Genomic DNA, 23,169 nt, shown 5'->3' on the forward strand with positions numbered 1-23,169 from the left:
CATGAAGACGTTCCCTCTGCAAAGCCTGACGCTTGCGCAGGCACAGCAAAAGCAGTTTGCGCTGGTGGATACGCTCTGTCGTCATTTTCCAGGTGCTGACTTTCTGGCCGGTGGCGATTTGGGGCTGACCCCGGGGCTGAATCAGCCCCGGATCACACAGCGTGTGGAAAAGGTGCTGGCCGAGGCGTTTCATGCTGAAGCCGCCGTGCTGGTTCAGGGCGCTGGCACCGGGGCTATTCGCGCCGGGCTGGCCGCACTGCTCAAACCCGGCCAGCGACTGCTGGTTCACGACGCGCCTGTGTATCCTACAACACAGGTGATCATCGAGCAGATGGGCATCACCCTGGTCAGGGCTGATTTCAACTGCCTCCCGGCAATCGCGCGAGCTATTACGCAGTATCGCCCTGATGCCGCGCTGGTACAGCATACGCGGCAGCAACCGCAGGACCATTACGTTTTAGCGGATGTGTTGGCGGAAATAACACAATGCGGCGTACCGACATTAACCGATGATAACTACGCGGTGATGAAAGTAGAGGGTATCGGCTGCGAGTGTGGGGCGACGCTGTCCACCTTTTCCTGCTTTAAGCTCTTCGGCCCGGAAGGCGTAGGGGCGGTTGTCGGCAAGGCAGAGGTCATCGCTAAAATTCGTAGCACCCTCTATTCCGGCGGCAGCCAGATCCAGGGAGCGCAGGCGCTCGAGGTACTTCGCGGTCTGGTTTTCGCTCCGGTGATGCATGCGGTGCAGGCTGGCGTTTCTGAGCGTCTGCTGAATCTGCTCGATAGTGGAGCGATACCTGAGGTGAAAAAAGCGGTTATTGCTAATGCCCAGTCGAAGGTGCTGATCGTGGAGTTTCACCAGCCGATTGCCGCCCGTGTGCTGAAAGCGGCGCAAGAGAGAGGTGCGCTACCGTATCCGGTAGGAGCGGAGTCGAAATATGAAATCCCGCCGCTGTTTTATCGCCTCTCCGGGACCTTCCGTGAAGCGAATCCAGAGCTGAGCGACTATGCGATTCGTATTAATCCCAATCGCAGTGGCGAGGACACGGTGCTGCGGATTTTGCGGGAAAGCGTGAGTGCATGTGAGTGAGCGTAAATCTAAAATGAAAAAACCGGGAAATTCCCGGTTTTTTGTATCTGCGCAATCGCGTATATTATTGATTTGCAGCCGGGCCGCAGCCACCAATAATTTTAGAAATTGAAATCGCCGGATGGAATAAATAATCGTAGCTACAGTTGTTTTTTGTGTTTTCAATATGACCAGTACATGCGGTCAGCGTAGCCAGTACACCTGCCACGATGGTGATTTTTGCAAATTTAAACATGATAAAATCCTTGTAAGATATCTATTTTTTAAATGGATGAAATCCATTTCTCGGCGGTTAAGATATCAACTAAGGAAGATTTTAAATAGTCCGAATAAGGACGTGATAATGTTAGGGTAAATTATATTTTTAATGAATTAAAATGCTATGAAATGTATCTATTATTAATAAATTGATGAATTATATTTTATTTAGATTAAATATTAACTTTTGTGAATCATAAATAAATGCCCTGAATATCAGGGCATTTATTAGCATTCAATTAATGATTCGAGAACCAGTTCAGCTTATCGCGTAGTCCAACCACGCGACCGACGATAATCAGCGCCGGACTTTCAACCTGCTGTGCCAGCTCGCCGAGCTGTGTCAGAACCCCGTTGACGACGCGTTGCTTCACGGAAGTCCCGTTTTCTACCAGCGCGACGGTCATATCAGGCTGCATGCCAAATTCAATCAGTTTTTCCTGGATGGTGGCTGCCTGATTCAGTCCCATGTAGAAAACCAGCGTCTGTTTCTCGGCCGCCAGGTTTTCCCAGTCCAGCTCACCGCCGGTTTTCAGGTGTCCGGTAACCAGACGCACGCTCTGAGCGTAATCACGATGGGTCAGTGGAATGCCGGAATAGGCAGAACAACCAGAGGCTGCGGTAATACCAGGCACTACAGAGAATGGAATACCGGCATGGCACAGCGTTTCCAGCTCTTCGCCACCACGGCCAAAGATGAATGGGTCGCCACCTTTCAGTCGTACCACGCGCTTGCCCTGCTGTGCTTCACGCAGCAGGATCTGATTGATCTCTTCCTGCGGTACGCAGTGATAGCCCGCACGTTTGCCGACGAACACCCGGTCTGCATCGCGGCGTACAAGGTTCATGATGTCGTCGGAAACCAGGCGGTCATAGACCACGACATCCGCTTGCTGGATCTGCTGTAGCCCTTTCAGCGTCAGCAGGCCGGCATCGCCAGGACCGGCGCCAACCAGTACCACTTCACCACGGTGATCCAGCGGTTCGCTGAGCATTTGCTCGGTGGTTTCCTCGACGGCTTTTAGGTCATTGTTCGCCAGCGACTGCGCCAGGCGGTCATTCACGAACAATTTTTCCCAGAAGCGGCGACGTTCACCCATGCTGGCAAACTGTTGCTTCACCCGGGAGCGCAACTTGCCGGCATATTGTGCGACCTGGCCCAAATGCTGAGGCAGTACGGATTCAAGCCTTTCACGCAGCAGACGGGCAAGCACCGGCGATGTCCCGCCGGAGGAGACCGCCACCATCAGCGGCGAGCGGTCGATAATGGAGGGCATGATAAAACTGGCTGTTTTTGGCGCGTCGACCACGTTGCAGAAGATACGGCGTGACTCCGCGGCGGTGCTGACGCTTTGGTTGACGGCATCGTCATCGGTGGCGGCAATAGCCAGCCAGCAGGTGTTGAGCAGGGACTCATCGAACGGTCCCTCAACCAGCGTCAGCATGCCTTCATCTGCCCATACTTTGAACTGCGGAATAAACGCCAGTGCATTAACCGTTAAACGGGCGCCCGCTTCCAGCAGTAACCGCGCTTTGCGTTCTGCGACATCACCACCGCCGACGATCAAGCAGTCGCGGTCACGTAGTTGACAAAATATAGGCAAATGGTCCACGACATTACCCCTTAATTAATTATTAGCAGCCGCCTCTGGCTGGTTGATTTTTGCCGGAGCCGGACGCTCCGATTTTGGCGTAGCATACCAATAACCTAATCCCATGAATACGACACCGGACAAAGTATTACCGAGTGTCACCCACAGCAGGTTATGACCAATTCCTGACAGGGTATAAGCTTCGCTGTGATGACCGAACCAGGAGAGGGCAAACAGCGTCATGTTGGCCACCGAGTGCTCGTAGCCTGAAGCGATAAACGCCAGCAGACACCACCAGATAGCGAGGAATTTTGCCGCGCCTTCGGTACGGATTGCCATCCATATTGCCAGACAAACCAACCAGTTACACAGTGCGCCTTTAAAGAACAGCACCGTTGCAGGCGCGGTGGTTTTCGCCAGCGCGACCGAATGGACGATGCTGGTATCGACCGGCAGCAGACTGCCGCCTCCCCAGCTATAAAGCAGGGCGACAAACACGGATCCGACCAGATTTCCCAGCCAGGTTTGCGGTAGGATAGCCCACATTTGGCCGTGGCTGATGGTGCCCGCTTTGACGCCGAGCGTCAGGAACATGGTGTGACCGGTAAACAGTTCTGAACCGGCAATAATAACCAGCGTTAAGGCGATACCAAAGGTTGCACCCATCACCAGCGGACGTACGGACGGGTCGAGCAGGTTACCGAGGGTAAAAATAAGGATGATGCCGAGGCCAACGTAGGCCCCTGCCATTGCCGAACTGACCCAGAACCCGAGCGGGTTATTTGCCGACAGGCGTGCGATGCGCGCAGCGTTAGCCGCACACTTATTGATAGTGTCTGTGAACATGTGTTGATTATCCTTTTCTCACTTCATCCTTTGCACTGCCTCTTTGTTGGCAGCCCTCGCTCACCCCAGTCACATAGTGAACTATGCTCTTGGGGGGTTGCTCAGTTGCCGCCGCGATGCAGCACAAATGATTTTGTGATAACAATTACAATGAAAAAAATACAAAAAAGGGGAGGCGTTGCGCCTCCCAAAAATTTATTAACCGCGCAGTTGCACCGTGCCGTCTTTCACTCGCGCTTCGTAATGTTTCACGGAGAACTGTTCGTCTTCCATGCACAGTCCGTCGCTTAAACGAAAACGCTGTTTTTTCAGCGGGCTGGCAACCCACAATTCGCCCTGATGTTCAGCAATCAGCCCACGAGAAAGCACGCTGGACTCAAAGAACGGGTCGATGTTGCTGATCGCAAACACCTGGTCGCTGTGATACGGGCGGAAAATCGCAACCTGCTCGTTACCTAACAGGGCGCAGACGCCTGTTGCAGGCAGAATGTCATCGATTTTGCAGATGTTTTTCCACTGGCTCATGCGTTTTCCTCCACCAGAGTCACCGGGATACGCTCATAAGGCGTGGCCGGACGATGTTGTTCACGTTCAGGCACAACCTGGACATTCGGATCGCGTTTATCGCTGTTGATAAAGTGTTTGAAGCGAACCTGCGCGGATGGAGTGTTAACGGTTTCTGTCCACTCGCAGACCACCGCTTCACGCAGACGGGCCATCTCTTCTTCAAGATGCTGGTTCAGGCCCAGCTTGTCGTCGATGATGACGGACTTCAGATACTCGATGCCGCCTTCCAGATTGTCTAACCACGGTGCGGTACGGGTCAGTTTGTCGGCGGTACGGATGTAGAACATCATGAAACGATCAAGATACTTGAGCAGCGTTTCGCGATCGATATCTGCTGCCAGCAGGTCTGCATGGCGAGGTTTCATCCCGCCGTTACCGCAAACGTACAGGTTCCAGCCTTTCTCAGTGGCGATGATACCCACGTCTTTGCCCTGAGCTTCCGCACATTCGCGGGTACAACCGGAGACGCCGAATTTCATTTTGTGCGGGGTACGAATGCCTTTGTAGCGATTTTCCAGCTCCACGCCGAAGCCGACGCTATCGCCGACGCCATAACGACACCAGGTGCTACCTACGCAGGTTTTCGCCATACGCAGCGCTTTGGCATACGCGTGGCCGGTTTCAAAACCCGCTTCAATCAGCTGACGCCAGATTTCCGGCAGGTCATCTTTCTGCGCGCCGAACAGACCGATACGCTGAGAACCGGTAATTTTGGTGTACAGGTTAAACTCACGCGCGATACGGCCCACGGCCACCAGGCCTTCAGGGGTAATTTCACCGCCCGCAGAGCGCGGGATCACGGAGTAAGTACCGTCTTTTTGGATATTGGCCAGGAAGTTGTCGTTGGTGTCCTGCAGCGGCGTGTGCTGTGGTTTGAGGATGTACTCATTCCAGCAGGACGCCAGCAGGGAACCCACGGTAGGTTTACACACTTCGCAGCCGTAACCTTTACCGTGTTTAGCCAGCAACTCTTCGAAAGTTTTAATGCCTTCTACGCGGATCAGGTGGAACAGTTCCTGACGTGAATACGGGAAGTGTTCGCACAGGTTGTTGTTAACTTCGATACCCTGTTTCGCCAGTTCGGCGTTCAGGACCTGCGTTACCAGCGGGATACAACCGCCACAGCCGGTACCGGCTTTGGTTTCCGCTTTCAGCGCCGCAACGGTATGGCAGCCTTTGTTGATAGCGGCAACCAGCATGCCTTTGGTGACGTCAAAGCAGGAGCAAATCTGCGCGCTGTCCGGCAGTTTATCGACACCGATAGATGGCTTACCGCTGCCCGCGTGTGCTGGCAGAATCAGTGAATCTGGATTTTCCGGTAGTTCAATGGCGTTCAGCACCAACTGCAGCAGATTGCCGTAATCGCTGGTGTCGCCAACCAGAACCGCGCCGAGCAGGGTTTTGTTATCTTCGCTAACGATCAGGCGTTTGTAGACTTCTTTGCTTTCGTCGAGATAGACATAGCTACGTGCGCCCGGCGTGCGAGCATGCGCGTCACCAATACCGCCGACGTCAACGCCGAGCAGCTTCAGCTTGGCGCTCAGGTCCGCGCCTTCAAAGGCGTTTTCAGTTTCGAGAATATGGTCAACGGCAACCTGCGCCATTTTGTAGCCAGGAGCGACCAGACCATACACGCGGTTGTTCCAGATTGCGCATTCGCCGATGGCATAGATGTCCGGGTCAGAAGTCTGGCAGGTGTCGTTAATGACGATACCGCCGCGTGGCGCGACGTCAAGGCCGCACTGGGTGGCCAGTTTGTCGCGTGGACGAATACCGGTAGAGAAGACGATGAAATCGACTTCCAGTTCGCTACCGTCGGCAAAACGCATGGTTTTGCGCGCTTCGGTGCCTTCCTGAACGATCTCTTTGGTGTTTTTGCTGGTGTGCACACGCACGCCCATACTTTCAATTTTGCGACGTAACTGCTCGCCACCCATATGATCCAGCTGTTCAGCCATCAGCATTGGGGCGAATTCAATCACGTGGGTTTCAACGCCGAGGCTTTTCAGCGCACCAGCGGCTTCCAGGCCCAGCAGGCCGCCGCCGACCACGGCACCGCGTTTGCTACGGCGCGCGCAAGACTCAATCGCGTTGAGGTCTTCGATGGTGCGGTAAACGAAGCAGTCCTGGGTTTCCGAACCTTTAATCGGTGGGATCCACGGGTAAGAGCCCGTCGCCATGATTAGCTTATCGTAGTAAACCGTACGACCTGCGCTGGAGTGGATTACTTTCTCCTGGCGGTTAATGGTAATTGCGCGCTCGCCCACTAACACCTTAACGCCGTGCTTCTCGTAGAATCCTTCACGCACCAGAGAAAGCTCTTCGGCGGTGTGGTGGGAGAAGTAGGAAGACAGGTGTACGCGGTCGTATGCTTTGCGGGGTTCTTCACAGAAGACGGTAATATCAAAATTGGCAGCGTCGGATTTATCAAGAAGATCCTCAATAAAGCGATGGCCGACCATACCATTACCGATAATAGCGAGTCTGACTTTGCTCATTTTTGCCTCGATTTCTTTTCTATTACTGCCTACCTTAACGATTCAGCAACCGCACTTATTGATGCAAATCAAATTCGCCCTTATATACTCCTTAAGAGGTATATAACTGATTTGTCAGCATTTTTATAAGTGACGGAATTATTTGAGTTTTCGTGTTTGTACAAATAGCGTACAAATTAAGGGGTTTTTGTAAGAATTGGCCTACATGACCAGAGAAAGAAGAGAGGAGGCGAAAATATGCCGGATGATGTGGATACCATCCGGCAGTGTGTAGGCCGGGCTAGCGAAGCGCCCCCGGCACTGAAATTAATGCGTTGCTGGCGCGTTATGCTGGCGATGACGCGTGACGAAGCCAAGAATAAAGCACATTACGAATACAACCGCATATAAGCCGTTAGCCGTCTGCAATGCCGCCTGTGGGCCGCTATGTGCCACAATAGGGCCGGTTACCACGAAGGTGAGCATAGTACCGATGGTGCCGCAGGTCAGAACGAAGTTAACCAGTTTGGGTGAGGCGACCTTCGTCTGCTGGGATCCAAGGGTAATGATGGTGGTATAAATCGCGCTGGAGAAGAAGCCCAGCGTTAGAATGAACCACGGCATATGTTCCGGCGTACCCGTGATAAACAGATACATCAGTACGGTGGCCAGACCCGCCAGTACGGTCAGGATGCGTTGCAAATCGAAGAAACGCAGAATGAAGCTAAACGCCCACATGCCAACCATGTAAGACATCCAGAAGTCGCTGACCAGTTTACCTGCGTCGTTCAGGCTCATACCCAGGCTTTTGGCGTATTCCGGAACCCAGGAGATAAAGCCCAACTGACCGAGGATGTAGCACAGCGCGGCGATCGCCAGAAACAGCACGCCAATCCCCCATTTTTCTTTTACTACCGGCGCGTCTGACTGCTGAGCGTGTTTACCCAGTGCCGGAAATTCACAACCAAAGGTCAGCAGGAAAATAGCGACGTATACCAGGCCGATGCAGGCATAGACCCAATACCATTCGATGCTGCGCGCTAACAGGAACGCGGCAACCATCGGGAAAATCATACCGGCCATGCTGAAGAAGGAGTCAGTAAACAGCAGGCGGGAACCGCGCTGGCGACCTTCGTACATTTGAGTTACCAGGAACGTACCAATCGACATGGTTATACCGCTCACAAGACCCAATACAAACATGGCGGCAGAGAACAAGGCCAGGCTATGGCTGAGCATCAGTCCGGCGACTGCCAGTACCATCAGGATAAAGCCGAAGCGCAACTGGGTTTTCAGGGGCACGATTTCCATTAGCCATGCATTTAGAAAGATAGAGATCAGAATGCCGGCATTCAGGAAGGTGAAGGTGTTACTCATGCTGGAAACGGGCAAATGGAAGTAATCTGCGATGTTTCCCATCACCATCCCGGTGACAATTACCAACGCACCTGTCAGGGCGTAGGAGAGAAAGCTAATCCATGTGAGCTTGATGCGATTGCTGTTAGTCATGACTGGCCTGTATAGAAGTGTAAGGCGCATTGACTGCGCCGTGAGCGGGCAGATTTTAGGTGCTTTTGTGATGTATTTAAATATTTATTGGTAATGACTTTGTTTATTACATTTTTGTATGTGATCTAAATCACATTGATTCATGCGGCAGTAAGGTTACATTTGTTTCAAGTACGTAAAATTAGGTAAAGGGATGGCCTTGTCCTTGAAGGCTCTTTAGAATCAATTCACTTGCTTCATTTCTGCTCTTGTTAAGGAATTCTCATGCTCAAATCGACTCTGGCGGCTGTTGCAGCTGTTCTCGCTCTTTCTGCTCTCTCTCCCGCAGCACTGGCAGCAAAAGGTGACCCTCATGTTCTGCTGACAACCTCTGCTGGTAACATTGAGCTGGAGCTGAACAGTCAGAAAGCCCCGGTTTCAGTGCAAAACTTTGTCGATTATGTCAACAGCGGTTTCTATAACAACACTACGTTCCACCGTGTGATCCCTGGCTTCATGGTGCAGGGTGGCGGTTTTACCGAGCAGATGCAGCAGAAGAAACCTAACCCGCCAATCAAGAATGAAGCCGATAACGGACTGCGTAATACCCGCGGCACGATTGCTATGGCGCGCACTGCGGATAAAGACAGCGCGACCAGCCAGTTCTTTATCAACATTGCAGACAACGCTTTCCTCGATCACGGCCAGCGCGACTTTGGCTATGCTGTCTTCGGAAAAGTTGTGAAAGGTATGGATGTCGCGGATAAGATCTCTCAGGTACAGACCCATGATGTCGGTCCATACCAGAATGTTCCGTCAAAACCGATTGTTATCCTTTCTGCTAAAGTTCTGCCGTAATCGTATCTCGCGCGGGTAGTTCTTGCCCGCGTTCCCCCCTCTCTCTGCGTAACCCGAAATTGCTGCTTATACTTGTGGCAAGTGTCGGCTCATTCAGGGAGGTCACGTGAAAAAACTCACCGATAAACAAAAGTCCAGGCTGTGGGAACAGCGGCGAAACGCCAATTTCCAGGCCAGCCGACGGCTGGAAGGCGTAGATATTCTACGGGTTACTCTGAGTGCTGAAGACGCTCTGGCGCGTCTTGAAGAGCTGAGGAGGCACTATGAGCGATAAATTCGGTGATGGTCGCGACCCGTATTTATATCCGGGCCTGAATGTCATGCGTAACCGTCTGGGGATTCATCAGGCGCAGCGTTTGGCGCAGGCGGCTTATGAACTGACGGCGCTGCGTGCGGCGACTATCGAATTGGGGCCGCTTAAACGGGGCTTACCGCACCTGTGCGCCATTCATCGCCAGCTGTATCGGGATATTTTTGACTGGGCGGGACACCTGCGCGAAGTCGATATTTACCAGGGCGATACTCGCTTTTGCCATTTCGCCTATATCGAGAAAGAGGGCAATGCACTGATGCAGGACCTGGAAGATGAGTCCTGGCTGGTGGGATTACCGGAAGACAAGTTTGTCGATCGTCTTGCGCACTATTATTGCGAAATCAATGTGCTGCATCCGTTTCGCATTGGTAGCGGTCTGGCGCAGCGTATTTTCTTCGAACAGTTAGCGATTCATGCAGGGTATGTGCTGAGCTGGGATGGCATTCCGGTTGAGGAGTGGAATCAGGCTAATCAGAGCGGGGCGATGGGTGACCTGTCTGCACTGCGGGCGATATTTCGTAAAGTGGTAAGCGAAGCACCGGAAACTGAGTAGAATAGCGCGGTTCTTATGTACCGGAGCCGCCATGATCCTGCTTATCGATAACTATGATTCTTTCACCTGGAACCTGTACCAATACTTCTGCGAACTGGGGGCAGATGTCCTTGTCAGGCGCAACGACGAGTTGACGCTGGCGCAAATTGACGCGCTGAGCCCGCAAAAAATCGTCATTTCCCCGGGACCCTGTACGCCGGATGACGCCGGTATTTCGCTGGAGGTTATTCGCTATTTCTCAGGGAAGATCCCACTGCTGGGCGTTTGTCTGGGGCACCAGGCGATGGCGCAGGCCTTTGGCGCGACCGTGGTTCGGGCGGCGAAAGTGATGCATGGTAAAACGTCGCCGATTACGCATAACGGGCAGGGCGTTTTTCAGGGGCTCGCCAATCCATTAACGGTAACGCGCTATCATTCTCTGGTGGTCGCTCCCGAAACCCTTCCTGACTGCTTTGAGGTGACCGCCTGGAGTGAAACGCAGGAGATCATGGGTATTCGCCACCGGGAGTGGGATATGGAAGGGGTGCAGTTTCACCCGGAGAGCATTCTCAGCGAACAGGGGCATCAGCTGCTGGCTAATTTCCTCAACCGGTGATTTGTGGTTGCTATTCAGTGATTTTTTATTCATATTTTGTGATTATAATTTCACTAGCATTTCTGCTTAACAGGGTGGTAATGACATGGCAACTGAACAAACTGCAATTACACGCGCGACATTCGATGAAGTGATTCTGCCGATTTATGCACCGGCTGAGTTTATCCCGGTAAAAGGGAAAGGGAGTCGAGTATGGGATCAACAGGGTAAAGAGTATGTTGATTTCGCGGGCGGCATTGCAGTTACCGCGTTAGGGCATTGTCATCCTGCGCTGGTTGAGGCGTTAAAAACCCAGGGTGAAACCCTGTGGCATACCAGCAACGTTTTCACCAACGAACCGGCGTTACGCTTAGGTCGTAAACTCATTGATGCGACTTTCGCCGAACGCGTACTGTTCATGAACTCCGGTACCGAAGCTAACGAAACCGCCTTTAAGCTGGCGCGCCACTATGCCTGCGTGCGTCATAGCCCGTTCAAAACCAAAATCATTGCCTTCCATAACGCGTTTCATGGTCGCTCGCTGTTTACCGTATCCGTCGGCGGGCAGCCGAAATATTCCGACGGCTTTGGACCAAAGCCGGCAGATATCATCCATGTCCCGTTTAACGATCTGCATGCGGTCAAAGCGGTGATGGACGATCACACCTGCGCGGTGGTGATCGAGCCTATTCAGGGCGAGGGTGGTGTTACTGCGGCAACGCCGGCATTCCTGCATGGCTTGCGTGAACTTTGTGATCAGCACCAGGCGCTGTTGGTATTTGATGAAGTACAGAGCGGGATGGGGCGTACTGGCTCACTGTTTGCCTATATGCACTACGGCGTGACGCCGGATATCCTCACCAGCGCCAAGGCGCTTGGTGGCGGTTTCCCGGTGAGCGCGGTGCTGACCACCCAGGAGATTGCCTCCGCGTTCCACGTGGGTTCACACGGCTCCACATACGGCGGTAACCCGCTGGCCTGCGCGGTTGCGGGAGCTGCGTTTGATATCATCAACACGCCGGAAGTGCTGGAAGGTATTCAGGCCAAACGCCAGGCGTTTGTTCAGCATTTGCAGAAAATTGACCAGCAGTTTGACATTTTCAGCGACATTCGCGGTATGGGACTGCTGATTGGCGCCGAACTGAAGCCGCAGTTTAAAGGCCGGGCGCGTGATTTCTTGTACGCCGCGGCGAATGAAGGCGTGATGGTACTGAACGCCGGACCGGACGTGATGCGTTTCGCGCCGTCGCTGGTGGTGGAGCAGACTGATATCGATGAAGGGATGCAGCGCTTCGCGCAGGCCGTGGCGAAAGTGATGGGTTGACGGATTGCCGGATGGCGCTACGCTTATCCGGCCTACGAATCACACCTTACTCTGTAGGCCGGATAAGGCGTTTACGCCGCCATCCGGCAATTCTCTTAACCTTTCATATCCCGCAACCGGCGGCTCAGCCAGATCCCATGGTGCGGTCGCTGACGCCATGCTACCGACGAAATGGTATGCATGGTGTTCAGATGCCCCAAAACCCGCTGCAGATGCTGCTCAAGGGTGCTTAAAGGCCCATGGGACAGCATCTCTGGCGCCTCAAGAATATTCACATCGCCGGAGCTTCCGGGTCCGTCATATTCCAGCCGCTGCTGACAGCGCTGGATCGCAATTTCACAGGACTCCAGATAACGCTGCGCCAAATCCGGCGTCAGCATCGTATGTTCCCTTGCCAGCGTAGTCATTGCGTTGATGTGTTCGACGATGAACTGACTATGCGTAACCCACAGTTTCATGTCCGCCAGATAGTGCGAGTTGAACCCAGGTTCCTGCATCGCCTGGTTAAGTGAGTTGAACAGCGTGTTATGCGCCTGGTTGACCCGCATGCGTTGATACGCCAGCGGTGTGGCCTGGGGATCGTTGCTAAGAATCAGGCGAATGGCCTCCTGATCGGCTTCTAACGCATCGTGGGCGTTTTTACGCAGCAAACCGCTCTGCCACTGCGGCCACAGCCAGAGCATCCCGCCAAAAGCGATCAGGCAGCCAGTGATCGTATCGATAAACCGCGGCACGATAAACTGTTCCCCGTTCAGCGTCAGCAGTTGCAGGGTATATACCGCGGTGACCGTAAAGCCGACGGTAGCCCAGCCGTAGTTTTTGCGGATGGTCAGATAACTCACCAGGGTTATCAGCAGCATGCCTGCCAGCGTGTAACCTTCCTGGATATGAAAGTGCAGCGTGACGCCAGCGATCACCAGGCCGACGAGCGTCCCTACTGAACGGTGTAAAATACGTACCCGGGTTGCCCCGTAGCCATTTTGCGTGACGAACAGGATTGTCATCAAAATCCAGTAAGGTTTTGGCAGGTGTAAGGCGCTGCCCATCAGGCTGGCAATGCTCAACATGACGCTGATGCGTCCGGCATTACGCAGCGCAGGGGATTTCAACGACAAATAGCTTTTCAGGGCAGGGATCAGCGGCAGCCGACGCTGCTTGTCAGCCATTAAATCACGGGCATACAGTGGTCGCTGGGTGCGTAGCACACGGGCAATACGGCTGAAGTGCCAGTAGCAAAATTGACCTACCGGATTGTCCGGATGCTGGTTGGCGATTTTCTCCAGCGTGCCAATCTGCTTTTCCATTGAGAAACGGGTCGGTAAGCGGTGATACAAAATATCATCGGCCAGTACGCGAAGGCGTTCGGCAACGGTGCGCGCATTCCAGCGAATCACTTGTTCGGCGTGGCTACGTTCGACCAGCTTTTGCACCTCTTCCGGCTGGTGGAGGCTAACGGAAATATGTTCCTGTAAATCGAGCGCCTCCTGAAAGGCACGTAGCAGGCGCTTATAATCGTTGTTGCGATGCGCCGACAGCATATGCATTTGCTGATAGCACTGGGTAATTAAATCCACCGCTTTTTGCTGGCGCACCAACAGGGGAGGCAGCGCTTTTTCTGGGTCGGCATGCTGAGTCAGCATGCTGTACTTGGCCTCACAGTAATCGGCTAATTCGCGGTACAACAAGCTGAGCGACTCACGCAGCGGCTGCTCGCGCCACATCCAGAACCAGAACCAGTTGAACAGGCCATACCACAATGTGCCCAGCGCGTAGATTAGCAGCGGCTCCCAGACGGGCATGTTACCTGCCAGACTGAGTGTGAAAATTGCCGCGATAAGCGAGGCTGGTAGTAGTCGCGCATGCAGAGGGCCTAATTCTGCGGTTACACCAAGAATCAGCGTCAGGCCGGTGAGGATCAGTGGCAGCGGTATAGTCTGTGCCAGCAGTAATTGCATGATCAGACTGCATCCGGCAAACAAAGACGCGCCAATCACTAAGCGTTTGAAAAAGCGCTTATGCGGGGTATCAAGACCGGCAATATTGCAGCAGGCAGGGACGAGGGAAAAGAGGAGTCCCAGATGAAGCTGACCGATGATCAGGCCGACGGCCACAGGTAAACATAGCACCAGCGTTTGTCGTAGTGCGTAGTTGATCTCTGGGTGGTATATCAGTCTTCGCCACATCGGAGCAAACAAAAGTGGCGCATTACGGGGTAACGCGCCACTTCGATGGGGTTAACGTGTGCCGTAGACGACGATGGTCTTACCGTGTGCGGAGATCAGGTTCTGATCTTCCAGCATCTTCAGAATACGACCGACGGTCTCACGGGAGCAGCCAACGATCTGGCCGATTTCCTGACGGGTGATTTTAATCTGCATGCCGTCCGGGTGGGTCATCGCATCAGGCTGTTTCGCCAGATTCAGCAGAGTCTGCACGATACGACCGGTAACGTCGAGGAAGGCAAGGTTGCCCACTTTTTCAGACGTGACCTGCAGACGGCGAGCCATCTGAGAGGACAGGCGCATCAGAATATCTGGATTGACCTGGATTAATTGGCGAAATTTTTTGTAGGAAATTTCAGCGACTTCACATGCAGTTTTAGCACGGACCCAGGCGCTGCGTTCCTGACCTTCTTCGAAGAGGCCTAATTCACCAATAAAATCGCCCTGATTCAGATAAGAAAGGATCATTTCTTTCCCTTCTTCATCTTTGATCAGCACTGCCACTGAGCCTTTAACGATGTAGTACAACGTTTCCGCTTTTTCACCCTGGTGAATCAGCGTGCTCTTCGATGGGTACTTATGAATATGGCAATGAGACAAGAACCATTCGAGAGTCGGGTCTGTTTGCGGTTTGCCAAGCACCATGCGCGGTTATCCTCTGTTATAAGCTGTCTCCAGAGCCAAAAAACATCCTGTCTCTGGGTTTGCAAAAATGTGCTTCCCGCTACCTGGGAAGGGGGCTGTCAATACGTGCGACGGCCTGTAATGTGATGTCCTCTGCATACATGCAGTACGTCAATGTATTACTGTAGCATCCCGACTGTTTTAGCATAGCTTTCGCCGTGTGTCTCCTGGTGTCTCGCTTCAGCATGACGCAGGTCGCCTTCCGTTGCGAGATTTGTTGTGTGCGCGTAATCTGTCAGGAAAATTGATGCATCGGAGTAATAAAATATGCAAGCACGTGTTAAGTGGGTCGAAGGGCTGACCTTCCTCGGTGAGTCCGCTTCTGGCCACCAGATTTTGATGGACGGTAACTCCGGTGATAAAGCGCCGAGCCCGATGGAAATGGTCTTAATGGCTGCGGGTGGTTGCAGCGCAATTGATGTGGTGTCGATCCTGCAAAAGGGTCGTCAGGATGTGACCAACTGCGAAGTGAAGCTGACCTCCGAGCGTCGTGATGAAGCGCCGCGCCTGTTTACCCATATCAACCTGCATTTCATCGTAACGGGTAACGATCTGAAAGATGCGTCCGTCGCACGTGCGGTCGATCTTTCGGCGGAAAAATATTGCTCCGTGGCGCTGATGCTGGAAAAGGCGGTGAATATTACCCACTCCTATGAAGTGGTTGCCGCGTAATTGCTGATGCCGGATGGCGGCGTTGCCTTATCCGGCCTATAGGGTGATGTTGAGTCGTAGGCCCGATAAGCGAAGCGCCATCGGGCGCTTTCCACATATCACTCTATCTTTTTGCCTTCCATCAGTCGCTGCACCAGCGGCAGCATAATCAATTCCATCGCCAGACCCATTTTTCCGCCCGGTACGACCAACGTATTGATATGAGAAATGAATGAGCCCTGCAGCATGGCCAGCAGCCACGGGAAGTCGATCCCTTCCAGATTACGAAAATGAATCACGACAAAGCTTTCATCGAGTGACGGAATGCTCTTGGCGGCAAAGGGATTAGAGGTATCGACGGTTGGTACGCGTTGGAAGTTGATATGCGTACGGGAAAACTGTGGTGTGATGTAATTGATGTAATCGTCCATTGAGCGCACCACCGAGTCCATCACCGCTTCACGCGAGTGTCCACGCTCGCTGGTATCGCGGGTCAGCTTCTGGATCCACTCCAGGTTCACGATCGGCACCACGCCAACCAGCAGATCGACATGCCGGGCCACATTTTGCTGAGGGGTGACAACGCCGCCGTGAAGTCCCTCATAGAACAGGACATCCGTCGGTTCAGGCAGCGGCTGCCAGGGCGTAAATGTCCCCGGAACCTGATTCCACGGTACGGCCTCATCGTAGGTGTGCAGGTATTTACGCGACTGACCTTTGCCCGTCTGGCCGTATTCAATGAAGGTTTGCTCCAGCAGACCAAAGTCGTTAGCTTCGGGGCCGAAATAGCTGATATGCCGCCCAGCATCGCGTGCTTTGCGAATCGCCATGTCCATTTCCGGACGGGTATAGCGGTGAAAACTGTCACCTTCCACCTCGGCGGCGCGCAGGTTTAACTGCGCGAAAATTTTACGAAACGCGAGGCTGGTGGTGGTGGTCCCCGCGCCGCTGGATCCTGTTACCGCAATCACCGGATGTTTGGCAGACATAACAACTCCATGAAATGGTTGTAATTATAGTAAAGTCGGCCGGCGGCTACGGATTACTCGTGAATCTGCTTCCTCGGCATAATGTTGACCGTTTCATGCAGTTCGGACCACACCAGCACGGCTTCACCTGATTGTAGTTGGCGTTTGACGTCGGCGACTTTTTGTTCGAGCGAGCGTTCATGTTCACCGTAATCGGTGCCTTCACGCAAGACAAAGCTTTCAATCAGATTGTCCAGCGCGTCCGGAGAGATATCTTGCCATGGGATAATCATGATGACGCCTCCAGATACGTTGTCAGCCAGTCCGGGATTCTTGATTCCAGCCACATCTCAGGACGGCGCACTGTGCCACCAATAAATCCGACGTGGCCGCCATGTTCAGTCAGCTGATATTCCACCTGCGAAGGCAGATTTTCCGGTTTCGGGATCACGTGATGATCCATAAACGGATCGTCTTTAGCATGGATAATCAGCGTTGGTTTGGCGATCCGATTGAGCAACGGCATGGCGCTGCACTGGCGGTAATAGTCTATAGCATCGGCGAAACCGTGGATTTTGGCGGTGATCAGATCGTCAAAATCGCGAATGCGGCGCAAAGATTTCAACTGGGCCAGGCTTACCGGCAGCGAACCGGGATACGCCTCAAGCTTACGCGAGGCGTTGGCTTTCAATAAATTGAGCAGGTAGCGCTGATAGACACGGGAAAAGCCCTTGTCCATATGGTAGCTACAGGCTTCGAGCACGAAAGGCGCAGAAACGATAACCGCTGCATCTATCGGAATATTGTTGCCTTCTTTTGCCAGCAGACAAGCCAGCATGTTTCCACCGAGTGAATAACCTACCGCGGCGGTCGGTGCGCGACCGAACTCACGTTCCAGCCAGTGTAAAAACCAGGTGCCATCTTCTGTTTCACCGGAGTGATAAATACGGTTCAAACGATTGGGCTCACCACTGCAACCGCGAAAATGCATTACCACGCCCAGCCAGCCGCGCTTTTGTGCTGCTTCAATCAGGCCATGTGCGTAGGGGCTGTTCAGACTACCTTCCAGACCGTGAAAAACCACCAGGCGCGGTTTGTGTTTCGCCTGTTGTGGATCTTCACTCCACGCCAGATCGACGAAATCACCGTCGGGCAATTCCAGACGCTGCCAGTGGGCGTCGAACTTCACCTTACGGCGAATTAATCGCGGCAGCATCGTCTGCAGATGGCGGTTACTGATACCGCGCATCGGGCGGAATTCTCGCGAATCGTCGGTAGGTGGGGTCATTTCTGTGGACGTGATTTCAACCATAACACCGGAGCAATTAATAATCGGAAAGAATAACTATACCGCGCACAGCGCGTGCGGGTTAGCCAATATGTGATTTTGTCGCTAGTCAGTCAGCAGGTTACGCGAGAAAAAATGAAAATCGACGTTAGGTTTACGTCGCCACAGACGGGCTTTACGCGTCCCTGTCGCCACGCTTTCTCCAGTATCTTCAAACATTCCTGACGCTTCAAAGCGACGAATCAGACTTTTACGCTGGATCGACTGACCGAGGATCACCTCAGTGGCTTCGAGTAGTTGCCCATGGGTAAATGTTTCCGGCAAGCAGTACACTGGCAGGAGCGAGTACATCGTTTTTTGCCGCAAGCGATGCAGCGCCGCTGTAATGATCTTCTCGTGATCAAACGCGAGTGAATAGTTTTTCAACTCATCAACCGGCACCCAACGGGCATTGCTGACGCTGGCGATATGGGGCGCGCAGTCTACCCAGGCGATTAGTGCAAACCAGGTGACCGTCAGGCTCCAGCCGCGCGGGTCACGATCAGGCCCGGAAAAGGTATCCATTTGTTCCAGCCACGAAGGCGAAACACCCGTTTTTTCAGTGAGTTTGCGCAGCGCGGTGGCACGGGTTGAATCATCATTTTCGATATCAATAAAGCCGCCGGGTAATCCCCAACGTCCTTTTTGCGGCTGCTTTGCCCGCTCGACCAGTAATACGCACAGCGCCTGCTGATGCAGGGTAAATAACGCACTATCTACCGTCACCAGAGGTGAAGGGAAGCGGCTGGCGTCGTACTGATTCAGGTAGTCGGCTTCGGTGGTCATAAGGTACTCACGATGATTTGTAACGCTGATAAGTGTACCAGCCCGGCACCGGGGGGCAAGGTTCGTTTTTTCTCATTATTTATCAGTAGATTAACTAACGGCTTAAAAATAATTCATTTTCTTCTTGCTTAATATGTGTCTTAGAGACATTATTAATTGTGTCGAAGGGACACAATTAAGGGGTGAGCGCGATGAACATAAAATTGACACTAACTTTGGACGACCAGGTCTATGCCGTTGCCAGCGGTGTTTTTCCTGATGGTGCTGTCTGGTTAAAAGTCACCGATGCGTTGCCAACCTTTGCTCGCCTGATGCGCATCCGTGCCACGGCTATGCGCGATATGAACGATTTTATGCTGCTGGCGCAACTGGTTGAGGCGGTCCGTCATCAGACCGATGTACTGGTCAGCCATCTCGACCTTCCCTGGCTGCCGTGGGCGCGTCAGGACAGACATATGGTATCGGGTGACAGCTTTGCGCTGAAAGTCTTCGCCAGTCAGCTCAATACGTTGAAATTTGACAAGGTCAACGTGCTCGACCCGCACAGTGACGCGGCGGCGGCTGCAATCGACAACTTTGTGGCGATCCCCCAGGAGGTTTGCCTGATGCAAAGCGCGTCATTATCGCGGCTGTTTCAGCAAAACGCGCTGATGTTGGTTGCTCCCGATGCAGGATCGCTGAAGAAGATTGATGCCGTAGCCAGAGCGGCCGGTGTGGAGCAGTACGCCATCCTGAGCAAAAAACGTGATGTGGCAAGCGGCAGCCTGACGGGATTTGCGTTATTGGCCGGAGACGTCAGGGGGAGGGATCTGCTGATTGTCGACGACCTGTGTGATGCTGGCGGCACCTTCATAGGTTCTGCGCAGGTGCTACGTGATGCCGGTGCCCGCAGCGTTAGCCTGTACGTCACCCACGGGATCTTTTCTAAGGGCGTTGAACACCTGTTTGCTAACGGTATTGACGCCATCTACACCACCACTTCTTTAGCTGCCCCGACGCTGGAACATCCGCAGCTTGAACTTATCGATATTGACGCGATTTACCGCGCCTGAGGGAGACACCTGTTATGAAAATGAATCCAATTTTAGCTATCGACGGCTACAAAGTGTCTCACCGCGTGCAGTATCCGCAGGGCACCCGTCGCGTATATTCCAACTTTACCCCACGCAGCGATCGCTTTTTCTCCTCGCCGTTGGCGGATGGCAAACTGGTATTTTTCGGCCTGCAGGGGTTTATGCAGTGGTTTTTAGTCGACCTGTTTAATGAGGCGTTCTTTGCCCGCCCGGAAGATGAGGTTGTGAGTGAATACAAACAGGTCATGGATAGCTATCTCGGCAAAGATGCGGTGGCGGTGGACCATATTCGTGCATTGCATCAGTTGGGCTATCTGCCGCTGCACATCAAGGCGCTGGATGAAGGTAGCAAAGTCCCAATGACGGTGCCGGTTTTAACCATTATCAACACCAAACCCGAATTTTTCTGGCTGGTGAATTACCTGGAGACCGTCCTGTCGGCGGAATTGTGGAAAGCGTCGACAAACGCCACGATTGCTCACCATTACCGCAAAATCTGCGCACGCTGGGCACAGAAAACCTGTAGCGACCAGACGCATCTTGACTTCCAGTGCCATGACTTTTCATTTCGCGGTATGTCCGGATTACAGGACACCATGCAGGCGGGCAGTGGGCATTTGTTGAGCTTTAAAGGGACCGACAGTATTCCATCTCTGTTGTACGCCCGCGATTACTACACCGACGGCGAGCCCTATTTTATCGGCGCCAGCATTCCAGCTACTGAACACAGCGTGATGTGTATGGGCGAGCGCGAGCATGAGATTGAAACCTTCCGCCGCCTGATTGCCGATCTCTACCCGCAAGGATTTGTATCGATAGTATCTGATACCTGGGACTACTGGCAGGTGCTGACGGAATATACCCGTGAACTGAAGGGCATCATTCTGGCGCGTGAAGGTCGTGTGGTATTCCGTCCGGATAGCGGCAACCCGGTAGAGATTCTGTGCGGTACTGGCGAAGATAACGATACAAGCAGCGATCGTACCGCTCAGGAGAAAGGGTCCGTGGAAGTGCTGTGGGAGATTTTTGGCGGTACGATTAACGCCAAAGGTTACAAGGTGCTCGACCCGCATGTTGGACTGATTTATGGCGACTCCATCACCCTTGAGCGAGCGAATGAGATCTTGCGTCGTCTGGAAGCGAAAGGCTTTGCCAGTTCAAACGTCGTGTTTGGCGTCGGTTCCTTTACCTATCAGTACAACACGCGTGACACCTTCGGTTTTGCGATGAAAGCGACGTGGGGAGAAGTCGACGGCAAAGGCCGGACGATTTTCAAAGAGCCGAAAACCGATAATGGCCTGAAGCGTTCAGCCCGTGGTCTGCTTCGCGTCACGCGTGATGAGCAAGGGGAACTGCGTCTGCATGATGAACAAACCTGGAAACAAGAGCAGGAAGGGGAGCTGAAAACTCGTTTTCTCAACGGCAAGCTGTTTAACTGCGAGCATTTCGAAGAAATCCGCCAGCGTCTGGCGATGCAACGCTAAGCTGGGCTTTTGCCGGATGGCGGCTTTGCCTTATCCGGCCTACGGGCAGCAGGCCGCACGCTTTATGTAGGCCGGATCAGACGCGCCAGCGTCGCCATCCGGCAAAACCTTACTCGGCGAGCATCTGCTCAAGCTGCTCCTGAGCCTCCAGCCAGGCCATTTCACACTCTTCCAGTCCGGATTTCGCACTGGCCTGCTGCTGCAGACAAGCGGTGAGTTCGGCTTTGCGGCTTTGGTCGTACAGTTCGCTGTCGCCGAGTTTCTCTTCCGCCTGAGCTAACTGCGCGTGCAGTTTCTCCATCTCTTTTTCCAGACGGGTGATCTCTTTGCGCAGCGGTTGCGTCAGGGTGCGCAGTTCCGCTTCGCGACGCTTCTGATCTTTACGCGCCTGGGCACTGTTAACGCTCTCTTTCGCCGGTTCGTCGCTCTGATTTTCCTGTTTCTGGACATCGCTCAGCCACTGCTGATAATCCTCCAGATCGCCATCAAACGGCTCGACTTTCTTGTCGTGTACCAGATAGAGGTCGTCGGTGGTGGAGCGGATCAGGTGACGGTCGTGCGAGACGACAACCAGCGCGCCTTCAAAATCGATCAGCGCTTCGGTCAGCGCCTGACGCATATCTAAGTCCAGGTGGTTGGTCGGTTCATCGAGCAGCAGCAGGTTCGGGCGCTGCCAGACGATCAATGCCAGCACCAGACGCGCCTTTTCACCACCGGAGAAGCGGCGAGTCTCTTCGCTGACTTTATCGCCCTGGAAGCCGAATCCACCCAGGTAGTCTCGTAGTTTCTGCTCCAGCTCCTGCGGCGCCATGCGTGCCAGATGCTGAATTGGTGATTCATCGGCGCGTAAAAACTCCAGCTGGTGCTGCGCGAAGTAGCCCAGCTTGATGCCTTTCGCCAGGCCAATCTCGCCGCTGATGGGGGCCAGTTCGCCGGCCAGCAGCTTAATCAGCGTCGATTTACCCGCGCCGTTGCGACCGAGCAGACCGATGCGGGAACCCGGCACCAGATTCAGTTTGATCGAATCGAGAATGACGCGATCGCCGTAGCCAGCGCTGACCTTTTCCATCTTCAGCAGCGGGTTTGGCAGGCTTTCCGGTTCACGGAAGCTGAAGTGGAACGGGTTGTCCACGTGCGCTGGGGCAATCAGCTCCATGCGTTCCAGCATTTTGATACGACTCTGCGCCTGTTTTGCTTTCGTTGCTTTAGCGCGGAAACGATCGATATAGCTTTGCAGATGTGCCACGCGCTCCTGCTGGCTTTCGTACATGGCTTGTTGCTGCGCGAGGCGGGTCGCACGCTGGATTTCAAACGCGCTGTAGTTGCCTGTGTACTCGAACATGGTTTGCTGTTCGATATGAATAATTTTATCCACCACCGGATCGAGGAAGTCGCGGTCGTGGGAGATCAAGATCAGCGTGCCCTGATAGCTTTTCAGCCATCTTTCCAGCCAGATCACCGCGTCGAGATCGAGGTGGTTGGTAGGTTCATCGAGCAGTAGTAGGTCTGAACGGCAAATCAGCGCCTGGGCCAGGTTGAGGCGCATACGCCAGCCACCGGAGAAGTCGCTGACCGGCCGTTCAAGCTGTTCGTTGGAGAAACCTAGGCCATGCAGCAGGCTGGCGGCGCGTGAACGCACGGTCCAGGCATCGATGGCATCCAGCTTGCCATGGACAGTGGCAATGGCATGTCCATCGTTACGTTCGTTGGCGTCGTTCAACTGCGCTTCCAGTTGACGATATTCGCGGTCGCCGTCAATGACGTACTCCAGCGCGGGCTGTGGCAACGCAGGCGTTTCCTGATTCACCCACGCGAGCTGCCAGTTTCCCGGATAGGTAAATCCTCCAGCGTCGGCGCTGAGTTCATTTTTCAGCAATGCCAGCAGGGTAGATTTACCGCAGCCATTTTTACCCACCAGGCCAACCTTCTGCCCTGGATTAATGGTGGCCGTGGCATTGTCCAGCAAGACGCGCACGCCGCGACGAATTTGTAACGATGAGAAAACAATCATAAGGCGCCGTATGTTCAGACTAT

General features: G+C 53.5%; 21 protein-coding genes and 2 pseudogenes. 10 read left to right on the top strand and 13 right to left on the bottom strand.

Annotated elements, in window-relative coordinates; all coding sequences use genetic code 11:
- Position 1: 1 nt before the first annotated feature.
- Positions 2–1,090 (top strand): aminotransferase class I/II-fold pyridoxal phosphate-dependent enzyme, encoded by a 1,089-nt coding sequence (locus G4551_RS01680; protein WP_003837935.1) that lies wholly within the window; start codon positions 2–4, stop codon positions 1,088–1,090.
- Positions 1,091–1,154: 64 nt separating this feature from the next.
- Here the strand turns inward: G4551_RS01680 and G4551_RS01685 are convergent, their stop codons facing one another.
- The 6 genes from G4551_RS01685 to tsgA all read right to left on the bottom strand — a co-directional run bounded on the left by G4551_RS01685 (position 1,155) and on the right by tsgA (position 8,339).
- Complete coding sequence (locus tag G4551_RS01685; protein WP_003837939.1) at positions 1,155–1,325, bottom strand: YhfL family protein; 171 nt, start codon at positions 1,323–1,325, stop codon at positions 1,155–1,157.
- A 262-nt stretch (positions 1,326–1,587) separates the two neighbouring features.
- Entirely contained in the window at positions 1,588–2,961 is a 1,374-nt protein-coding gene (gene cysG, locus G4551_RS01690; protein ID WP_003837940.1) for a siroheme synthase CysG, read from the bottom strand.
- A 15-nt stretch (positions 2,962–2,976) separates the two neighbouring features.
- A complete protein-coding gene (nirC, locus tag G4551_RS01695; protein WP_003023587.1) occupies positions 2,977–3,786 on the bottom strand; it encodes a nitrite transporter NirC in 810 nt (269 codons plus the stop codon).
- 198 nt (positions 3,787–3,984) lie between these two features.
- Positions 3,985–4,311: a nitrite reductase small subunit NirD gene (gene nirD / locus G4551_RS01700; RefSeq protein ID WP_003023590.1), complete on the bottom strand. Its 327-nt coding sequence runs from the start codon at positions 4,309–4,311 to the stop codon at positions 3,985–3,987.
- The gene (gene nirB, locus G4551_RS01705; RefSeq protein WP_003837943.1) at positions 4,308–6,851 is read right to left on the bottom strand and encodes an NADPH-nitrite reductase large subunit; all 2,544 of its coding nucleotides are present in this window, start codon (positions 6,849–6,851) and stop codon (positions 4,308–4,310) included. The genes nirD and nirB overlap by 4 nt, the downstream gene beginning before the upstream one ends.
- A 306-nt stretch (positions 6,852–7,157) precedes the next feature.
- Positions 7,158–8,339 (bottom strand): MFS transporter TsgA, encoded by a 1,182-nt coding sequence (gene tsgA / locus G4551_RS01710; protein WP_003023593.1) that lies wholly within the window; start codon positions 8,337–8,339, stop codon positions 7,158–7,160.
- 264 nt (positions 8,340–8,603) lie between these two features.
- On the opposite strand from tsgA, the gene ppiA reads away from it, so the two are divergent.
- The 6 genes and pseudogenes from ppiA to G4551_RS24015 form a co-directional block, all read left to right on the top strand.
- Positions 8,604–9,176: a peptidylprolyl isomerase A gene (gene ppiA / locus G4551_RS01715; RefSeq protein ID WP_003023595.1), complete on the top strand. Its 573-nt coding sequence runs from the start codon at positions 8,604–8,606 to the stop codon at positions 9,174–9,176.
- A 106-nt stretch (positions 9,177–9,282) separates the two neighbouring features.
- On the top strand, positions 9,283–9,450 hold the full coding sequence (locus tag G4551_RS01720; RefSeq protein ID WP_003023597.1) for a YhfG family protein: 168 nt from the start codon (positions 9,283–9,285) through the stop codon (positions 9,448–9,450).
- On the top strand, positions 9,440–10,042 hold the full coding sequence (locus G4551_RS01725) for a putative adenosine monophosphate-protein transferase Fic (protein WP_003023599.1): 603 nt from the start codon (positions 9,440–9,442) through the stop codon (positions 10,040–10,042). The genes G4551_RS01720 and G4551_RS01725 overlap by 11 nt, the downstream gene beginning before the upstream one ends.
- Positions 10,043–10,073: 31 nt before the next feature.
- The gene (gene pabA / locus G4551_RS01730; protein WP_003837945.1) at positions 10,074–10,637 is read left to right on the top strand and encodes an aminodeoxychorismate synthase component 2; all 564 of its coding nucleotides are present in this window, start codon (positions 10,074–10,076) and stop codon (positions 10,635–10,637) included.
- A gap of 85 nt (positions 10,638–10,722) precedes the next feature.
- Entirely contained in the window at positions 10,723–11,940 is a 1,218-nt protein-coding gene (gene argD, locus G4551_RS01735) for a bifunctional acetylornithine/succinyldiaminopimelate transaminase (RefSeq protein WP_003837946.1), read from the top strand.
- 4 nt (positions 11,941–11,944) lie between these two features.
- Positions 11,945–12,043 (top strand): annotated as a pseudogene (locus tag G4551_RS24015) (hypothetical protein); the annotation flags it as partial.
- Here the strand turns inward: G4551_RS24015 and G4551_RS01740 are convergent.
- Entirely contained in the window at positions 12,036–14,123 is a 2,088-nt protein-coding gene (locus G4551_RS01740; protein WP_003837947.1) for a YccS/YhfK family putative transporter, read from the bottom strand. The pseudogene G4551_RS24015 and the gene G4551_RS01740 overlap by 8 nt on opposite strands.
- Positions 14,124–14,174: 51 nt before the next feature.
- A complete protein-coding gene (gene crp, locus G4551_RS01745; RefSeq protein ID WP_003837950.1) occupies positions 14,175–14,807 on the bottom strand; it encodes a cAMP-activated global transcriptional regulator CRP in 633 nt (210 codons plus the stop codon).
- Positions 14,808–15,113: 306 nt separating this feature from the next.
- Here crp and G4551_RS01750 point away from each other — a divergent pair, with 306 nt between their 5' ends.
- A complete protein-coding gene (locus tag G4551_RS01750; RefSeq protein WP_003023611.1) occupies positions 15,114–15,518 on the top strand; it encodes an OsmC family protein in 405 nt (134 codons plus the stop codon).
- 98 nt (positions 15,519–15,616) lie between these two features.
- Here G4551_RS01750 and G4551_RS01755 read toward each other — a convergent pair whose 3' ends face one another.
- The 4 genes and pseudogenes from G4551_RS01755 to G4551_RS01770 all read right to left on the bottom strand — a co-directional run bounded on the left by G4551_RS01755 (position 15,617) and on the right by G4551_RS01770 (position 18,578).
- Positions 15,617–16,486, bottom strand: a complete 870-nt coding sequence (locus tag G4551_RS01755) for a phosphoribulokinase (RefSeq protein ID WP_003827751.1) — start codon at positions 16,484–16,486, stop codon at positions 15,617–15,619.
- Between the two features lie 53 nt (positions 16,487–16,539).
- The gene (locus tag G4551_RS01760; protein WP_003023615.1) at positions 16,540–16,758 is read right to left on the bottom strand and encodes a YheU family protein; all 219 of its coding nucleotides are present in this window, start codon (positions 16,756–16,758) and stop codon (positions 16,540–16,542) included.
- Positions 16,755–17,823, bottom strand: a pseudogene (locus G4551_RS01765) (hydrolase). Before G4551_RS01765 ends, G4551_RS01760 begins: the two are co-directional and overlap by 4 nt.
- A gap of 35 nt (positions 17,824–17,858) precedes the next feature.
- Positions 17,859–18,578 carry an NUDIX hydrolase gene (locus G4551_RS01770; protein WP_003837957.1) on the bottom strand — a complete coding sequence of 240 codons (720 nt, stop codon included), beginning with the start codon at positions 18,576–18,578 and terminating at the stop codon, positions 17,859–17,861.
- Between the two features lie 191 nt (positions 18,579–18,769).
- Between G4551_RS01770 and prs the strand changes: the two genes are divergently transcribed.
- Together prs and G4551_RS01780 are read left to right on the top strand one after the other, a co-directional pair.
- Positions 18,770–19,630 carry a ribose-phosphate diphosphokinase gene (prs, locus tag G4551_RS01775; protein ID WP_003023622.1) on the top strand — a complete coding sequence of 287 codons (861 nt, stop codon included), beginning with the start codon at positions 18,770–18,772 and terminating at the stop codon, positions 19,628–19,630.
- Positions 19,631–19,644: 14 nt separating this feature from the next.
- Entirely contained in the window at positions 19,645–21,135 is a 1,491-nt protein-coding gene (locus tag G4551_RS01780) for a nicotinate phosphoribosyltransferase (protein WP_003837959.1), read from the top strand.
- Between the two features lie 109 nt (positions 21,136–21,244).
- Here the strand turns inward: G4551_RS01780 and G4551_RS01785 are convergent, their stop codons facing one another.
- Complete coding sequence (locus G4551_RS01785; protein ID WP_003023627.1) at positions 21,245–23,146, bottom strand: ABC transporter ATP-binding protein; 1,902 nt, start codon at positions 23,144–23,146, stop codon at positions 21,245–21,247.
- Positions 23,147–23,169 lie beyond the last annotated feature (23 nt).

Origin of the sequence: Citrobacter freundii ATCC 8090 = MTCC 1658 = NBRC 12681 (assembly GCF_011064845.1) — a bacterium.
Taxonomy (GTDB): domain Bacteria; phylum Pseudomonadota; class Gammaproteobacteria; order Enterobacterales; family Enterobacteriaceae; genus Citrobacter; species Citrobacter freundii.

Coding starts and splice junctions, on each gene's coding strand:
- G4551_RS01680 (WP_003837935.1), top strand. CDS start 2: ATGAAGACGTTCCCTCTGCAAAGCCTGACGCTTGCGCAGGCACAGCAA.
- G4551_RS01685 (WP_003837939.1), bottom strand. CDS start 1,325: ATGTTTAAATTTGCAAAAATCACCATCGTGGCAGGTGTACTGGCTACG.
- nirC (WP_003023587.1), bottom strand. CDS start 3,786: ATGTTCACAGACACTATCAATAAGTGTGCGGCTAACGCTGCGCGCATC.
- nirD (WP_003023590.1), bottom strand. CDS start 4,311: ATGAGCCAGTGGAAAAACATCTGCAAAATCGATGACATTCTGCCTGCA.
- nirB (WP_003837943.1), bottom strand. CDS start 6,851: ATGAGCAAAGTCAGACTCGCTATTATCGGTAATGGTATGGTCGGCCAT.
- tsgA (WP_003023593.1), bottom strand. CDS start 8,339: ATGACTAACAGCAATCGCATCAAGCTCACATGGATTAGCTTTCTCTCC.
- ppiA (WP_003023595.1), top strand. CDS start 8,604: ATGCTCAAATCGACTCTGGCGGCTGTTGCAGCTGTTCTCGCTCTTTCT.
- G4551_RS01725 (WP_003023599.1), top strand. CDS start 9,440: ATGAGCGATAAATTCGGTGATGGTCGCGACCCGTATTTATATCCGGGC.
- pabA (WP_003837945.1), top strand. CDS start 10,074: ATGATCCTGCTTATCGATAACTATGATTCTTTCACCTGGAACCTGTAC.
- argD (WP_003837946.1), top strand. CDS start 10,723: ATGGCAACTGAACAAACTGCAATTACACGCGCGACATTCGATGAAGTG.
- G4551_RS01740 (WP_003837947.1), bottom strand. CDS start 14,123: ATGTGGCGAAGACTGATATACCACCCAGAGATCAACTACGCACTACGA.
- crp (WP_003837950.1), bottom strand. CDS start 14,807: ATGGTGCTTGGCAAACCGCAAACAGACCCGACTCTCGAATGGTTCTTG.
- G4551_RS01750 (WP_003023611.1), top strand. CDS start 15,114: ATGCAAGCACGTGTTAAGTGGGTCGAAGGGCTGACCTTCCTCGGTGAG.
- G4551_RS01755 (WP_003827751.1), bottom strand. CDS start 16,486: ATGTCTGCCAAACATCCGGTGATTGCGGTAACAGGATCCAGCGGCGCG.
- G4551_RS01760 (WP_003023615.1), bottom strand. CDS start 16,758: ATGATTATCCCATGGCAAGATATCTCTCCGGACGCGCTGGACAATCTG.
- G4551_RS01770 (WP_003837957.1), bottom strand. CDS start 18,578: ATGACCACCGAAGCCGACTACCTGAATCAGTACGACGCCAGCCGCTTC.
- prs (WP_003023622.1), top strand. CDS start 18,770: ATGAACATAAAATTGACACTAACTTTGGACGACCAGGTCTATGCCGTT.
- G4551_RS01780 (WP_003837959.1), top strand. CDS start 19,645: ATGAAAATGAATCCAATTTTAGCTATCGACGGCTACAAAGTGTCTCAC.
- G4551_RS01785 (WP_003023627.1), bottom strand. CDS start 23,146: ATGATTGTTTTCTCATCGTTACAAATTCGTCGCGGCGTGCGCGTCTTG.